Raw genomic sequence first — 15,041 nt, forward strand, 5'->3', positions numbered from 1 at the left:
CTGGGCAGGGTCGTCGCCGTCAGTTCGGTTCGGGTCTGTCTGTCGCGAGTCTGGCGCACGCGGCTCGCGTCCGCAGACGCGGGGACGGCGCAGGCTCCCACACGGCAAACAGTACGCTTGTCCTTTTTTGACTTCAACGCGACCCGCCCAGGCAGCGGTGTGATCTGCTTCGCGCTACTCCGCCAGGCGCAGCAGCGCGGTGATGTCCTCCGGCTGCAGGCTGCGCAGCACGGTCAGGCCCAGTTCGTTGAACGTGCGCAGCGGGCTGACGTAGTGCTGCCCGGCGACCTCGGTGGTGATCACGCCGAGGCCCTGGCCGAGGATGCCGCTCGACAGGTGCTGCAGGACCTGGGTGACCTCCTCGGGCACCGACGAGCCGACCTCGTTCTCGATGGTGTCCGTCAGGTAGTCGGCGCACAGCTCCTCGGTGCGGCCCTCGCCGGTCGCCTCGTAGCAGTCGCCCTTCTTCGTCACGGTGTAGGTCTCGCCGTCCGGGCTCTCGATCTGCACGTGGGTGACGGTGGCGCGGGTGCCGCCGGGCACCTCGGACGTCTCGGTCCGCAGGTCGAGCAGCTTCGCGCCGCTGGGCTCCGCGTCCTCCGCCGCGGCGGCGACCAGCGCGGGACCGGCGTCGTGCAGCACCGCCATCTCGTCCGGCGGCAGCAGCTCGATGACGCGCGTGACGTCGGCGTCGAGCGCGGCCTGCACGAGCTGCTTGACCGCCTCGTTCGGGCTGCTCGCGCCACGCGCCGGGATCGAGGTGGACGGCCACTGCTCGTTCGCGTCCCGCAGGGCGTAGTCGGCCATCGTGTAGAGCAGGCTCGGGTACCACTCGCCGTCGACCTTGACCGTGGCGATGCGGACCGGCTCGCCGGAGTCGGCGACCTCTTCGGCGATGTCGATCGTCTCGGTCTGCGGGCCCTCGCCGGCGGGCATCTGCTCAATCAGCTTGTCCGACAGCGGCAGCTTCGACGGGTCGGCGGTCACGGTGATCGTCCCGCCGGTGAGCTTGGTGATCGTCAGGTGGTCGTTGACCTGCTCGGCACCGGCCTCGTCGAACGTCAGGTTCTCGGCCTTGACCTGCATCCCGGTCAGCGCCTCCGGGGCGGCGTCCGCCTTGAGGATGCCCAGACGCTTGAGCTCGTCGGTGGTCTGCCCGATGGGTTCGGTGAGCAGCTTCGACTCGGCGGGCGCGAGCGCGCCGACCATGCCGACCACGTCGTTGCCGCTCAGCGCGGTCGCCAGGTTCCGCGCCGCCTCGGTCGGGGTGGCCGCGCCGGAGGCGATCGAATCACGCTGCGACAGCGCGAACCACGTGCCGCCGCCGCCGAGCAGCACCATCAGCGCGACCACCAGCCCGATGATCAGGCCGCGGCGTCCCCGCTTCGGCGGCTGCTGCGGCGGCAGCTGCTGGAACGGCTGCGTGTAGGGCTGTCCGTACTGCTGCTGCCCGTACGGCTGTTGCGGGTACTGCTGCCCGGGGTACTGGTTCTGCTGGTACGGCCATTGACCATCGTGGGGAGGCGTGCTCACCGTGTCCTACCTGCTCTCGCCGTGATGAAGGTGCCGACCGCGCCGGCCAGCGCGAGGGCGGATCCGCAGAGCGTGGTCATCGGCCCGGCCAGGGCGACGGAGACCACCCCCGCGGTTCCGCCCCCTTGGACGGTGGCGATCAGCGCGACGGTTCCCCCGGTAATCGCCAGCAGGGCCGTCAACGTTGCGCCGGTGCGCGCCAGACCGCAGACCAGCAGCACCAGGCACGCCGCCGCCAGCGCCGGGACCGCCACCCAGGCCCGCAGCGCCGTGCCGGCGAGCGGGTCGTCGAGCAGCGCCAGCCGGTCGGCCAGCCCGGCCGCCGCGTAGCTGCTCCGGCTCACCGACCCCGACCGGAACCAGGGCAGGAACGTGCCCGCCACCACCAGGGCCAGGCCCAGCGTGGCGACGGCTGGGCCGACTCGCGATCTCTGCACGCCCCTCCGACGCGCCGGAACGCCCGGAGGATCCCCGGTTGGGGTGAAAGTTGCAGCTGTGCCGCGTGTGACACCTGGTCTGCGAGTGACTCGGGTGGCACAGTTCGCGATGTAGTGGGGAAGTCTGTCCGCGGGAGGGAGTCGAGGGCGTGGTTGACCAGGGCCGGAGAGCGCGCCGCTGGCTGGGGGCCGCAGCGCTGGCGCTCGTGGTGGTGTCGATCGCGACCGGGCCGGCCGCCGCGGTGCCGCCACCGCCGCCGAACCCGAGCGACTCCGAGATCAGCGCGAGCCAGCGGGATGCCAACGCCAAGGCCGGCGAGGTCGGGCAGCTGACCAACCAGCTCGCCGAGGCCGAGTCGCGGCTCGACGAGCTGCAGAGCACCGTCGAGCTGCGCATGGAAGAGGCCAACAAGGCGCTGGTCGACCTGCAGACCGCGCAGGACGCGGCCGACCAGGCGCAGCGCGACGCGGACGCGGCCAAACGCGAGGCCGACGCCGCGCAGGCCCAGATCGACGCGGCCCGCGCGAACCTCGACGCGTTCATCTCCAGCAGCTACCAGCAGGGCAGCACCATGGGGTCGATCTCGGCCTACCTGGGCGCGACCAGCCCGAAGGACCTGCTGGCCCGCGCCCAGCTGCTGGAAGCTGTCAGCGGCAGCCAGCTCAACGCGCTGGAGATGATGCAGCAGGCGCAGACGGACAAGTCCAACAAGGACGCCGCCGCGCGCCAGGCGCTGCAGCTCGCCCAGCAGGCGCAGGACCAGGCCGCGCAGGCGAAGATTACCGCCGATTCCGCGCAGGCCGCCGCCGTGCAGGCCCAGCAGAACCAGGCGGCGCAGAACGCGCAGCTGGTGGCGCAGAAGACCACGGTCGAGCAGCAGCTGTTCGAGGCTCAGCAGCGGGTCAGCGGGCTGCAGGGGCAGCGGCAGCGCTACGACGACTGGCTCGCGCAGAAGCAACGCGAGGACGAGGAACAGGCGCGGCAGGCGGCGCTGGCCGCGGCGCAGGCCTCGAACTCGCAGCCCAGCGGCGGCGGGAACAACAGCAGGCCGTCGCCGCCGCCGGTCGCGTCGGGTTCATCGTCGGCGACGATCGAGCGGGTCGTCGCGCGGGCGATGTCGCAGCTCGGCGTGCCATACGCGTGGGGCGGAGGCAACGCCTACGGCCCCACGCGCGGCATCCGCGACGGTGGTGTGGCCGACGCCTACGGCGATTACCGCAAGGTCGGGTTCGACTGCTCCGGGCTGATGATCTACGCCTTCGCCGGCGTGAAGGCGCTGCCGCACTACAGCGGCTACCAGTACACCTCCGGGCGGCGGGTGCCGCTGGCGCAGATGCGGCGGGGGGACATGCTGTTCTGGGGCCGCGGCGGCATCCACCACGTGGCGCTGTACCTCGGCAACGGGATGATGATCGAGGCCCCGCAGTCCGGCCTGACCGTGCGCGTGACCCGGGTGCGCTACGGCGACATCCTGCCGTTCGCGACGCGCCTGGTCGGCTAGCGGTGGTCGCGGCGGCTGACGCGGAACGGCGGCGCAGCGGTTACCCGTCGGAGCTTCTGTCAGGCGCGCGTTGGTGGCGGTCGCTACCGGCGGCGGGGCGGTGCCCGGCGGCGGGGTCGCCCGTCCCGGCGGCTGCGGAGTTCGCGGTGGCTGGTGCGGAATGGTGGCGCACGAGCTACCTGCCGGAACCTCTGTCAGACACCCCGGCGCCGGCGGGGCTAGCCTGGGCGGCGTGACCGACCTGGCCGCCGTCGTGCTCGCGGGAGGCTCCGCTCGCCGGATGTCCGGTGTGGACAAACCCATGCTGCCGGTCGGCGGGCGGCCCTTGCTGCACCGCGCGCTGGCCGCGGTGGCCGGCGCCGATCCGGTCGTCGTGGTGGGGCCGGTGCGGGACGGGATCACGGGGGTGCACTGGGCGCGCGAGGACCCGCCGGGCGGCGGGCCGGTCGCCGCCGTCGCCGCGGGTCTCCGGCACGTCTCCGCGAGCCGGGTCGTGTTGCTCGCCGGGGATCTGGCCGGCGTCACACCGTCCACAGTGGAGCGACTCGCCGTCGCGCTCGGCGACACCGACGGCGCGCTGCTCACCGACGACACCGGCCGCCGCCAGTGGCTCATCGGCGTGTGGCGCACCGCGAGCCTGCGCGCCGCCCTGCCCGCCGAACCGCACGGCGCGGCCCTGCGGCGCGTGCTCGGCCACCTGGAGATCGTGGAGGTGCCTGCCGCGCCGGGGGAGTGCGCCGACGTCGACACGCCGCAGGACCTCGACCGCCTCGTCTGAGCCCCGTCGGCAGTTCACAGTCGTCACACCGCTGAGCGAGTTGACTACCGTGGCCACCTCCCGTGCCCGGCCGGCTAGTACGGTCGCAGCGCAGAGGTGAACGTGAGCGAGGAGGGAACCGTGACCGAGCCCCGCTACCCGGAGGGCGCGAACGGGCAACAGCAGTCCGCGACCCCCGCGCGGGACGCGCAGCTGCTCGAGCGCACCGTGTTCGAGGTCAAGCGGGTGATCGTCGGGCAGGACCGGCTCGTCGAGCGGCTCCTGGTGGGCCTGCTGGCCAAGGGGCACCTGCTCCTGGAGGGTGTGCCGGGCGTGGCCAAGACCCTCGCGGTGGAGACCCTCGCCCGCGTCGTCGGCGGCTCGTTCTCCCGCGTCCAGTTCACACCCGACCTGGTGCCGGCCGACATCCTCGGCACCCGCATCTACCGGCAGGGCAGCGAGAAGTTCGACGTCGAGCTCGGCCCGGTCGTCGCGAACTTCGTCCTCGCCGACGAGATCAACCGCGCGCCGGCCAAGGTGCAGTCCGCGATGCTCGAGGTGATGGCCGAACGGCACGTCTCCATCGGCGGCAAGACCTTCCCGATGCCCGACCCGTTCCTGGTGCTCGCGACCCAGAACCCGATCGAGAACGAGGGCGTCTACCCGCTGCCGGAGGCGCAGCGCGACCGGTTCCTCTTCAAGATCATCGTCGACTACCCCTCTGCCGAGGAGGAGCGCGAGATCATCTACCGGATGGGCGTCACGCCGCCGGAGCCGCACGAGGTCCTCAGCCCGGCCGAGCTGGTCCGGCTGCAGGACGCTGCCGCGAAGGTGTTCGTGCACCACTCGCTCGTCGACTACGTGGTGCGCCTGGTACTGGCCACCCGCACCCCGGCCGAGCACGGTCTCACCGACGTCGCGGGCTGGGTGTCCTACGGCGCCTCGCCGCGCGCCAGCCTCGGCATCATCGCCGCCGCCCGCGCGCTCGCGCTCGTCCGCGGCCGCGATTACGTGCTGCCCCAGGACGTCGTCGATGTCGTGCCGGACGTGCTGCGCCACCGGCTCGTGCTGTCCTACGACGCGCTCGCCGACGCCGTGCCCCTGGACCACATCATCACCCGCGTGCTGCAGACCGTGCCGCTGCCGCAGGTCTCCGCCCGGCCACAGGGCGGCCCGGCCCAGCCGCTGCCGAACGGGACCCCGGGGCGGTAGTGGCCAGGGGAAACACCGGCGACGGCAGCGCCCGGCCCGCGTGGGCGCCGCCCGTGCTCCGCGGTGAACGGCTCGACGCCGGCCTGCGCATGCTCGAACTCGAGGTGCGCCGCCGGCTCGACGGCCTGCTGCAGGGCAACCACCTCGGCCTCGTGCCCGGCCCCGGATCCGAGCCGGGCGAGGCGCGGCCCTACCAGCCGGGCGACGACGTGCGCCGCATGGACTGGGCCGTCACCGCCCGCACCACCGAGCCGCACATCCGCGAGACGGTCGCCGACCGCGAGCTGGAGACCTGGGTCGCCGCCGACCTGTCCGCGAGCCTCGACTTCGGCACCGCACTGTCCGAGAAGCGTGACCTGGTGGTGTGCGCGGTCGCCGCGATCGCGCACCTGACCGGCGGCGGTGGCAACCGGCTCGGCGCGGTCTTCTCCAACGGGGACCAGACCGAACGCGTCCCGGCCCGCGGTGGCCGCGCGCACGCCCGCAATCTGCTGCGCAAGATCGCCGAGATGCCACGCGCGGCCGAGGGTACCCGAGGCGACCTCGCCGCCATGGTCGAGCAGCTGCGCCGCCCGCCGCGCCGCCGCGGCCTCGTCGTCGTGGTGTCCGACTTCCTCGGCGGCACCGGATGGCAGCGCCCGCTGCGCGCGTTGTCCGCGCGGCACGACCTCATCGGCATCGAGGTGATCGACCCCCGCGACGTCGACCTGCCGGAGGTGGGCACGGTCGTGCTGGCCGATCCGGAGACCGGCAAACAACGCGAGGTGCGGGCCTCGGCGTTGCTGCGGCGCGAGTTCGCCGCCGCCGCGAAGGCCCACCGCGACCAGGTGGCGCGGGCGCTGCGGCAGGCCGGGGCGGCGCACCTGGTGCTGCGCACGGACTCCGACTGGATCGCCGACACCGTGCGGTTCGTGGTGGCGCGCAAGCGGCGGTGGAGCGGAGGCGTCGCATGAGCCTCTCCGGTTTCAGCGCGCCCTGGTGGTTCCTGCTGCTGTTCGTGGTCGCCGCGGTCGCGGTCGGCTACGTGCTGGCGCAGCGCGCCCGTCGGCGCCGCACCATGCGGTTCACCAACCTGGAACTGCTCGACCGCATTGCGCCCCGCTCGCAGGGCTGGCCGCGGCACGTGCCTGCCGCGCTGATCATCGTGTCACTGCTGCTGCTGACCGTCGGGCTGGCCGGGCCCACCGCGGAGCAGAAGGTGCCGCGCAACCGCGCCACCGTCATGCTGGTGGTGGACGTGTCGCTGTCCATGGACGCCACCGACGTCAAGCCCTCCCGGATCAAGGCGGCCCAGGACGCGGCGACCCAGTTCGCGCAGGGCCTCACGCCCGGCATCAACCTGGGCCTGGTGTCGTTCGCGGGCACCGCGACCGTCCTGGTGGCGCCGACGACCCAGCGGCAGAGCGTGGTCAGCGCGATCGACAACCTCAAGCTGGCCCAGTCGACCGCGACCGGTGAAGGCATCTACGCGGCGCTGCAGTCGATCCAGGGTTTCTCGGCGGTGGTCGGCGGCGCCGACGGGCCGCCGCCGGCGCGGATCGTGCTGATGAGCGACGGCAAGCAGACCGTGCCCGACGACCTGTACGCGCCGCGCGGCGCGTTCACCGCCGCGCAGGAGGCGCGCAAACAGCAGGTGCCGATCTCCACGATCTCCTTCGGCACCAGCCACGGCACCGTCGAGATCGACGGCCGCGAGGTGCCCGTGGACGTCGACGACGGCTCGCTGCAGGAGGTCGCCCGCCTCTCCGACGGGCAGTTCTACCAGGCCGGCTCTGCCGAGCAGCTCAAGGAGGTCTACGCCGACCTCGGCGAGCAGATCGGCTACGAGATGAAGGAAGCCGACGCCAGCAGGCCGTGGGTCCTGCTCGGCACGCTGGCCCTCGTCGCCGCCGCCGGTACGTCGCTGTTCGTGGGGCAGCGCCTGCCGTAGGTTTGTTGTGCGCTGAGGTTGGTGCCGCGGAAGCGTTCGGCCTTGTCGTTGGTTCGGGGTCGCCAGGGGCGGGTGAAGCCGGGTTCGGCGAACCAGGCGCGTGGCGCCAGGCGGGGTCGTCGAAGCGGCAGGTTTGTCAGCTCGTCACCAAGGTCCCCGGACAGCGCACCTGGATCCGCCGAAACGCGGGCTGCCCGGGGCGCGCGCCGATACAGTGCTCGATCATGACCGCACTGCACGAGGCGTCCGCCGGAACACCGGGCGACACGGCGGGCGCCCCGCCGGACCCGCTGGTCGCGGAACTGCGCGACCGCCTGCCGGACCTCGTCGACGAAGCGCTGGCCGACCCCTCCGTCGAAACCGAGTTCGGCCGTCGCGTGGCGGAGGCCGACCGGGCGGGCGTGCGGGCGCACGTGCGGTCGGCGGTGCTGCGCGGCAGCCAGGGCATCCTGCGGCACACCAACCCGGAGATCGCGGGGCTGCGGCTGGCCCGGCAAGCGCTGGCCGACCACGAGCAACGCGACGCCACGCCGGCCGTCCGAACGCCGTCGGCCCGGGACCGGAAGGGCCACGCGCTGACCGGCGCCGCGATGTGGCCGGGCCTGGTGTTCCCGCTCGCGATCTGGCAGCTCGGCCAGACGTCGCTGAGCGGCGGCGCGCGGTTCTGGATTCTCGTCGCCGGGGCGGTGGTGGGCGGGTTCGCGCTGCGGTGGGCCCACCGGCTGATCGCCCGGGCCGGCACGAGGTTCACCGGCAAGCCCGCCCGGGCCGGCGCCGGCTGGCCGGTGACGACCGCCATCGCGACGACGTTCCTGCTGGTGCTGTGGCGGTTGTGGCCGTCGTCGAAGGCGACGATGGGGCCGTTCTGGGCCACTGTGGTGTGGGTGCTGGCCGGGCTGGCCGCCGGGTTCGTGTTACTGACGGCGTGCCTGGCGACCTTCAGCCCCGAGAAGGACGAGGAGCCCGGACGCCGCATCCCGCCGCCGGTCGTCGCGCGGACCACGCTCGCCGCCGCGGTGGCCGCGGTGGCGGCCTACCTGCTGTTGTCGCACGTGATCCCGTTGCCGTGGCCGGACTGGCAGGTGTGGTCGCTCGCCGACGGCGTCACCCTGCTGGTCCTCGTGCTGGGCGGCCCGCTGTCGCTGAGCCCCGGGCTGGTGCCCGCCCGGCTGTCGCAGGACCCGGAGCGGCGCGGCAGCGCGAAGTGGACCGCCACCCGGGACGCGTTGCGGGTCCGCGCCGTCCAGGCCGAGCGGGACTGGCGGTCCGCGGCGATGCGCGCGGTGCTCCCGGCGGTCACGCGGCACCTGAACGAGGCGGTGAACCCGTCGTTCAGCACCGTGCTGCCGGAGCTCAACCGCGCCGGGCTCGGCCTGATGCGCGCGGGCGACCGCATCGTCGACACCGCCGCGTTCACCCGGCTGCGCCGGCTCACCAGCGGGATCAGCGGCGGGGCCATCGGCGTGGCCGGGCCGCGCGGCGCGGGCAAGTCCACCCTGCTCGAGGCCTACCAGGCGGGCCGGTTCCTCGAGGCGGGCAGGCAGCACATCGTGGTCCTGGAAAGCGTCCCGGTGCGCTACGACGCCCGCGAGTTCGTCCTCCACCTCTTCGCGCGCACCTGCGCCGAGGTGCTCGGGTTCTGCGCCGCGCGGATCAAGGACCGGCCCCCGCGATGGACCGAGCGGCTCGCGCTGCTGCGGCCCGCCGCGCCGTTGCTGGCCGCCGTCGTCCTGTGGGTCGTGGTCGGGTTCGTCGGCGCGGCCGCGGTCAGCGGGCCGCGCCAGGACTTCGGCAGCTGGCTGTCGGCCATGTGGTGGCCGCTCGTCGTCGTGCTGGCCGGGGCGACCGTGCTGTACCTGGCGCGGCGTCGCCGGTTCGCGCCGGGGCCCGCGCCCGCCCTCACCCGCAGGCCGCGGGACCTGCCCGGACTGCGGGACCTGGCCAGGGAAACCCTGGACGGCATCGAATTCCAGCAGAAGCACACCTCGGGGTGGTCGGGCAAGGTCGGCCTGCTGTTCGGGGCGGAGACCGGGCTCAGCGACTCCCGCGAGCTGACGCGCCAGCCACGCAGCTACCCGCAGATCGTGCACGAGTTCGGCGAGTTCCTCCGCACCACGATCGACTGCGTCTCCCGCCTGCCGGACATCGCCACGCCCTCGGTGGTGATCGTGCTCGACGAGCTGGACAAGATCCTCTCGCCGGAGGAGGCGCAGGACTTCGTCAACGAGGTCAAGGCCCTGTTCAACCTGGACGTGCCCGGCTTCCTGTTCCTGGTGTCGGTGTCGGAGGACGCGCTCGCGTCGTTCGAACGGCGCGGGCTGCCGGTGCGGGACGCGTTCGACAGCGCCTTCGACATGATCTTCCGGCTGGACCACCTGCGCCTGCCGGACGCCAGTGCCGTGCTCGGCGCCCGCGTGCTGGGCCTGCCCGAGCCGTTCGTCTGTCTCTGCCACTGCCTGGCCGGCGGGTTGCCGCGGGAGCTGATCCGCGTCGCGCGGCTCGTGACCGCCGAGCCCGGGTCACTCGACGCGGTGTGCCGCCGCGTGGTCGACGAGGACCTGAAGGGCAAGCTCGCCGGGCTGCGCACGGTCGTCGCGCGCGAGGCCTACGACCACGCCCGGGCCAGCGAGCTGGTCCGGCACGTCGAGGCGCACGCCGTTCCGGACGCGCCGGCCCTGCTGACGGCGGCGGCGCGCCCGCCCGTCTCGCCCGGCGACGACGAAGGCCTGCGCCGGGTCCAGCTCGAAACCCTCGGCTACCTCTACTACCTGGGCACGATCCGGGAGGTCTTCGGCGAGGTCTTCGGCGAGGCCGAGCTGGCGCGCGGCCGCGACAGCGAAGGTGACGGCTCCTTCGACACGCTCACCTCGGTGCGCCAGCTGTTCGCGGTGAACGCCCGGCTGGCGTGGCTGACGGTCAGCGCGTTCCGCGAGGCGTGGGGGCTGGACGCGGTGGCGCCCCCGGAGGCCGGATGACGTGTCGTGCCCGGCCCCGCCGGGTATGCGCCTCCCGGAAGCGATCCAGGGGAGGTGTGATGAGGGAACAGGAAATCGTCGCTGCCGTGCGGAAGACCGCGGGCCTCGAAGACGCCGGGCACGCGGCCGACGCCACCCGCGCCACCCTGACCGTGCTGGGGCAGCGGCTCGCCGGCGGTGAGCCTGGTGACCTGGCCGGACAGCTGCCCGCCGGCATCAAGGAGGCGCTGTCCGCCACCGGCGAAGGCGCGTCCTTCGGCGTCGAGGAGTTCTACCGGCGCGTCATGGACGGCGAAGGCCACGGCTGCACGCAGGACGGCGCCCGCGAGCCGCCCGGGCGGTCGTCGCCGCGCTGAAGGCGGGCGTGCGCAAGGGCGAGTTCGACGACCTGGTCCAGCAGCTGCCCGGCGACTACCGCGACGACCTGCTGTCCACGGCGCCGGTGAACGAGCACCGCTAGACGCCGCCGGGGAAACCCTGCTGCCGCCAGGCCTCGAACACCGCGATGGCGGCCGTGTTGGCCAGGTTGAGGGAGCGGACCCCCGGCTTCATCGGCACGCGCACGCGGTCGGTGACCTGCGGGGCGTCCTGCACGGCGGCGGGCAGCCCGGACGATTCGGGCCCGAACAGCAGCACGTCGCCCGGCTGGTACGCCACCTCGGTGTACCACCGGGCGGCGCCGGCGCTGAACGCGTACACGTTCGCCGGCAGCAACGCCTTCCACGCGCTGTCCAGGTCCGCGTGCACGTGCACGTCGGCCAGGTCGTGGTAGTCCAGCCCGGCGCGGCGCAGGTGCTTGTCCTCGAACTGGAAGCCCAGCGGCTCGACGAGGTGCAGCTGGCAGCCCGAATTGGCCGCGAGCCGGATCGCGTTGCCCGTGTTGGGCGGTATCTCCGGCTGGTAGAAGAGAATCCGGAACATTCGAGTTGATCGTTTCCGTTCACCTGTGGTTCGCCCGTCCGGACGCTGGCGGTCATGTCGGGCCGTGAGCATCCTGGTGCTCCCATCCCACCACAGGAGGACCTCACATGGTCGTGCGCCCGAACCACCTGTCCCGCCGCCGGTTCCTCGGCTTCAGCGGGGCGGGCGCCGCGGCGGTGCTGCTCGGCACCGGCGCGTGGACGGCGGCGAATGCCTACGCCAGCCCCGTCAAGGGGACCAACCCGTTCACGCTCGGCGTCGCCTCCGGCGACCCGGCCCCCGACGGAGTCGTGCTGTGGACGCGGCTCGCCCCGGAGCCGTTCGCCGCCGACGGCGCGGGCGGCATGCCCGCGGTCCCGGTGCGGGTCGAGTACGAGGTGGCCCAGGACGAGCGGTTCCGCGCCGTGGTGCGGCGGGGCAGCGCGATCGCCACCCCCGAGCTGGGCCACTCGGTGCACCCGGAGATCTCCGGCCTGGCGCCCGACCACGAGTACTTCTACCGCTTCCGCGTCGGCGGCGAGATCTCGATGGTCGGCCGCACCCGCACCGCCCCGGCGCTGTGGTCGTCGCCGCGGGAGCTGAACTTCGCGTTCGCCTCGTGCCAGGCCTGGCAGGACGGTTACTTCACCGCCTACGAGCACATGGCCGCCGAGGACCTGGACTTCGTCGTGCACCTCGGCGACTACCTGTACGAGTCCGGCGTGGGCACCAACAAGCGCGGCGTGACCGTCGAGGACAAGTTCAAGACCGAGACCTTCGACCTCGCCCGCTACCGCCTGCAGTACGCGCTCTACAAGGCGGAGGCGCCGCTGCAGGCCGCGCACGCCCGCTTCCCCTGGATCCACACCATCGACGACCACGAGGTCGAGAACAACTGGGCCGGCGACATCTCGCAGGCCGACACCGAGCCCGACCAGGACCCGGCCGTGTTCCGGCAGCGCCGGGCCCAGGCGTTCCAGGCCAACTACGAGAACCTGCCCTACCGGCACATGCAGATGCCCGCCGGGCCGAACGTGCGGTTGCACCGCCGCCTGTCCTACGGGCAGCTGGCCGAGATCACCATGCTGGACACCCGCCAGTACCGCGACGACCAGCCCTGCGGCGACGGCAACTCGGCCACCTGCACCGAGCGGCTCGACCCGGAGCGCACGCTGCTCGGCCCGCAGCAGCGGGAGTGGCTCATCGACGGGTTCTCGCAGTCGAAGGCGCGCTGGCAGGTGCTGGGCAACCAGGCGCCGATGGGCCAGACCGACCGCGACCCGGGTGCGCCGGTGGACGTGTGGCTGGACCCGTGGGACGGCTACGTCGCCGAGCGCAACAAGGTGCTCGCCGCCGCCCAGGACCGGGACGTGCGCAACCTGGTCGTGATCACCGGCGACCGGCACCAGAACTACGCCTGGGACCTCAAGCGCGACTACGCCGATCCGGGCTCGGCCACCGTCGGTAGCGAGTTCGTCGGCACCTCGATCACCAGCGGCGGCGACGGCGCGGACATGAACACCGACGGCACGAACTTCCTGGCGGCCAACCCGCACATGAAGTTCTTCAACGCCCAGCGGGGCTACGTGCGGGTCAACGTGAACCAGCAGCGCTGGCGCAGCGACTTCCGGGTCGTGCCGTACGTGACGAAGCCGGGCGCGCCGATCAGCACGCGCGCCAGCTACGTCGTGGAGGACCGGCGGGCCGGCGTTCAGGAGGCCTGAGCGTGCCGCCGGGCCAGGACGAACGCCTGCGGGGCCGTTTCGGGGAACGGCCCCGCTTCGTCAGGTGCGCGCTCCAGCCGGGCGCGCACCTCGAACCCGGCCGCGGTGAGCAGGGCCGCCACCTCGTCCACGGGGCGCTGGTGGAAGTCCAGGCTCACCGGGTGCCCGCCGATCTCGTCGCGGTGCACGGGCTTGTCGCCGACGTCGAAGGCCAGCTGCAGCCAGCCGCCGGGCGCGAGGACCCGGCGGAACCCGGCGAGCACCGCGGGCAGGGTGCCCGGCGGGACGTGGATGATCGAGTACCAGGCCACCAGCCCGCCCAGGCTGCCGTCGGGGAGGTCGAGCGCGGTCATCGACCCGACCTCGAAGCGGACGCCCGGGTGGGTGCGCCGGGCCACGGCGACCATCTCGGGGGAGAGGTCGATGCCGAACGCGTCCACGCCGAGGCCCCGCAGGTGCGCCGCGATGCGGCCGGAGCCGCAGCCGACGTCGGCGACCGGCCCGTCCGCCAGTTCGGCGAACGCGGCCAGCACGGCGCGGTCGAGCGGTTTGACCGCCAGCTCGTCACGGATCCACTCGGCGAACTCGCCTGCGATGGCGTCGTAGGCCGCGCGGGTTTCGTTGAGGTAGCGCGGTTCGCTCACGTGTGGGCCAGCAGCTTGGCGCGCACGTCCTCCGGCGGCGCGGCCTTGGCCAGGGTCCGGGCGTCGACGAACACGTAGCGGTTCGTGCCGGTCGCGATCAGGTCGTCGCCGCGGCGTACGGTGAACGCCAGGATCATCGAGGTCGTGCCGAGGTGGGCGATCGCAACCTCGACGACCAGTTCGTCGTCGAACCGGCTTGGTGCGCGGTACCGCAGGTTCGACTCGGCCACCACGCAGTCCACGTGCCGTTCGCGCAGGGCGTCGTAGGAGCCGAAGATCGCCTTGAAGAACTCGAACGAGGCCATGTCGAAGTAGGCCAGGTAGTGGGCGTTGAAGACGATGCCCTGCGGATCGCACTCGTGGAAGCGGACGCGCAGCGGCATGGCCACGACCGGCGGGCGGGACTGGGTCACCGGTGCTCCTTCCTCGCTCAGCCGTGCAACGCGCGGTAGGTCGCCACGGCTCCGGGGTGCAGGGGCACGGTACCGGTTCCGATCAGCGAACGTACATCGAGAAACTGGGTGGCCACGGCCTGCGCGGGCACCAGGTGGGCCGCCCGCTGCACGAGCACGCGGGTGACCGCGGCGGCCACGTCGGCGGGCAGGTCCGGGCGGCAGACGAGCAGGCTCGCCACGCCGATGGTGTCGACCTCGGGGGAGCGGTAGGCGCCCGCGGGCACGCGCACGGCTTCCTGGCCGGGGCCGCGCAACGCCGGGAGGTAGGGGGCCAGCGGCAGCAGGCGGATGCCGATCTCGTTGTCCAAGGTGGACAGAACCGGCAGCGGCACCCCGCCGGAGACGAGCATCGCGTCGATCCGGCCGTGGCGGAGGGCTTCGCCTGCCTCGAGCATCGGCAGGTGCCGGTCGACGATGGCGACCCCGGCCGCGGCGAAGAGCCGGGCACCCAGGACGGCCGCGCCGGAGCGGGGCGCGCTGAGGGAGACGGTGCGCCCGGCGAGATCGGTGACCGAGGTGATGGGGGAGTCGGCGCGGACGGCGAGCTGGAGGTAGTTCTCGTAGACGCGGCCGAGCGCGCACAGCTCGATGCGGCGGCCGAACGGGGCCGTGCCGTCGGTGGCGGCGCCCGCGATGTCGGCGAGGCTGAGGGCGAGCTCGGCCGCGCCGGCGTCGAGCATCTCCAGGTTGGCGACGCTGGCCTCGGTCGGCAGCGCGACGGTGCGCAGGCGGGGGTGGGCGGTATTCAGCTCCGTGGCGAGGAGCTGGCCGAAGGCGAGGTAGAACCCGGCTTCCTCCCCGGTGGCGATGCGCAATCGCCCCGCGGGCCCGCCGGGACGGGCCGGGGCGCCGGCCCCGAGGAGCGCCCCGCCGGCCGCGACGGCGATCCCGGCGCGGAGCAGACTGCGGCGGCTGGTCATGGGGTGGCCCCGCGGGGCGGGCGCTTGCCGGCTAGGCCGGAATCGCGCTGCG

General features: G+C 73.2%; 13 protein-coding genes and 1 pseudogene. 8 read left to right on the forward strand and 6 right to left on the reverse strand.

Annotated features, from left to right (window positions below; translation table 11 throughout):
* Positions 1 to 174: 174 nt before the first annotated feature.
* Both AMETH_RS15120 and AMETH_RS15125 read right to left on the reverse strand, forming a co-directional pair.
* Complete coding sequence (locus AMETH_RS15120; RefSeq protein WP_017988110.1) at positions 175 to 1,533, reverse strand: flagellar basal body-associated FliL family protein; 1,359 nt, start codon at positions 1,531 to 1,533, stop codon at positions 175 to 177.
* Positions 1,530 to 1,970 (reverse strand): hypothetical protein, encoded by a 441-nt coding sequence (locus tag AMETH_RS15125; RefSeq protein ID WP_017988111.1) that lies wholly within the window; start codon positions 1,968 to 1,970, stop codon positions 1,530 to 1,532. The genes AMETH_RS15120 and AMETH_RS15125 overlap by 4 nt, the downstream gene beginning before the upstream one ends.
* Before the next feature lie 149 nt (positions 1,971 to 2,119).
* On the opposite strand from AMETH_RS15125, the gene AMETH_RS15130 reads away from it, so the two are divergent.
* The 7 genes and pseudogenes from AMETH_RS15130 to AMETH_RS15160 all read left to right on the forward strand — a co-directional run.
* Complete coding sequence (locus AMETH_RS15130) at positions 2,120 to 3,472, forward strand: NlpC/P60 family protein (protein WP_017988112.1); 1,353 nt, start codon at positions 2,120 to 2,122, stop codon at positions 3,470 to 3,472.
* Between the two features lie 232 nt (positions 3,473 to 3,704).
* A complete protein-coding gene (gene mobA / locus AMETH_RS15135) occupies positions 3,705 to 4,250 on the forward strand; it encodes a molybdenum cofactor guanylyltransferase (RefSeq protein ID WP_038532135.1) in 546 nt (181 codons plus the stop codon).
* A 120-nt stretch (positions 4,251 to 4,370) separates the two neighbouring features.
* Complete coding sequence (locus AMETH_RS15140) at positions 4,371 to 5,441, forward strand: AAA family ATPase (RefSeq protein ID WP_017988114.1); 1,071 nt, start codon at positions 4,371 to 4,373, stop codon at positions 5,439 to 5,441.
* Positions 5,441 to 6,394 (forward strand): DUF58 domain-containing protein, encoded by a 954-nt coding sequence (locus AMETH_RS15145; protein ID WP_017988115.1) that lies wholly within the window; start codon positions 5,441 to 5,443, stop codon positions 6,392 to 6,394. The genes AMETH_RS15140 and AMETH_RS15145 overlap by 1 nt, the downstream gene beginning before the upstream one ends.
* On the forward strand, positions 6,391 to 7,371 hold the full coding sequence (locus AMETH_RS15150; protein ID WP_017988116.1) for a VWA domain-containing protein: 981 nt from the start codon (positions 6,391 to 6,393) through the stop codon (positions 7,369 to 7,371). Before AMETH_RS15145 ends, AMETH_RS15150 begins: the two co-directional genes overlap by 4 nt.
* 224 nt (positions 7,372 to 7,595) lie before the next feature.
* Positions 7,596 to 10,346, forward strand: a complete 2,751-nt coding sequence (locus AMETH_RS15155; RefSeq protein WP_017988117.1) for a hypothetical protein — start codon at positions 7,596 to 7,598, stop codon at positions 10,344 to 10,346.
* Positions 10,347 to 10,405: 59 nt separating this feature from the next.
* Positions 10,406 to 10,677: pseudogene (locus AMETH_RS15160) on the forward strand (DUF2267 domain-containing protein); the annotation flags it as partial.
* Positions 10,678 to 10,802: 125 nt separating this feature from the next.
* Here AMETH_RS15160 and AMETH_RS15165 read toward each other — a convergent pair.
* Positions 10,803 to 11,267, reverse strand: a complete 465-nt coding sequence (locus AMETH_RS15165) for a tRNA (cytidine(34)-2'-O)-methyltransferase (RefSeq protein ID WP_017988119.1) — start codon at positions 11,265 to 11,267, stop codon at positions 10,803 to 10,805.
* Between the two features lie 107 nt (positions 11,268 to 11,374).
* On the opposite strand from AMETH_RS15165, the gene AMETH_RS15170 reads away from it, so the two are divergent.
* Positions 11,375 to 12,970, forward strand: a complete 1,596-nt coding sequence (locus AMETH_RS15170) for an alkaline phosphatase D family protein (RefSeq protein ID WP_017988120.1) — start codon at positions 11,375 to 11,377, stop codon at positions 12,968 to 12,970.
* Here the strand turns inward: AMETH_RS15170 and AMETH_RS15175 are convergent.
* Genes AMETH_RS15175 through AMETH_RS15185 form a run of 3 tightly spaced genes read right to left on the reverse strand, consistent with a single transcriptional unit; the run spans position 12,958 to position 14,989 of the window.
* Positions 12,958 to 13,614 carry a class I SAM-dependent DNA methyltransferase gene (locus AMETH_RS15175; protein ID WP_017988121.1) on the reverse strand — a complete coding sequence of 219 codons (657 nt, stop codon included), beginning with the start codon at positions 13,612 to 13,614 and terminating at the stop codon, positions 12,958 to 12,960. The genes AMETH_RS15170 and AMETH_RS15175 overlap by 13 nt on opposite strands.
* A complete protein-coding gene (locus AMETH_RS15180; protein ID WP_017988122.1) occupies positions 13,611 to 14,027 on the reverse strand; it encodes an acyl-CoA thioesterase in 417 nt (138 codons plus the stop codon). The genes AMETH_RS15175 and AMETH_RS15180 overlap by 4 nt, the downstream gene beginning before the upstream one ends.
* A gap of 17 nt (positions 14,028 to 14,044) precedes the next feature.
* Positions 14,045 to 14,989: a TAXI family TRAP transporter solute-binding subunit gene (locus AMETH_RS15185; protein ID WP_017988123.1), complete on the reverse strand. Its 945-nt coding sequence runs from the start codon at positions 14,987 to 14,989 to the stop codon at positions 14,045 to 14,047.
* Between the last annotated feature and the right edge of the window lie 52 nt (positions 14,990 to 15,041).

Source organism: Amycolatopsis methanolica 239, from assembly GCF_000739085.1.
GTDB classification, from domain to species: domain Bacteria; phylum Actinomycetota; class Actinomycetes; order Mycobacteriales; family Pseudonocardiaceae; genus Amycolatopsis_E; species Amycolatopsis_E methanolica.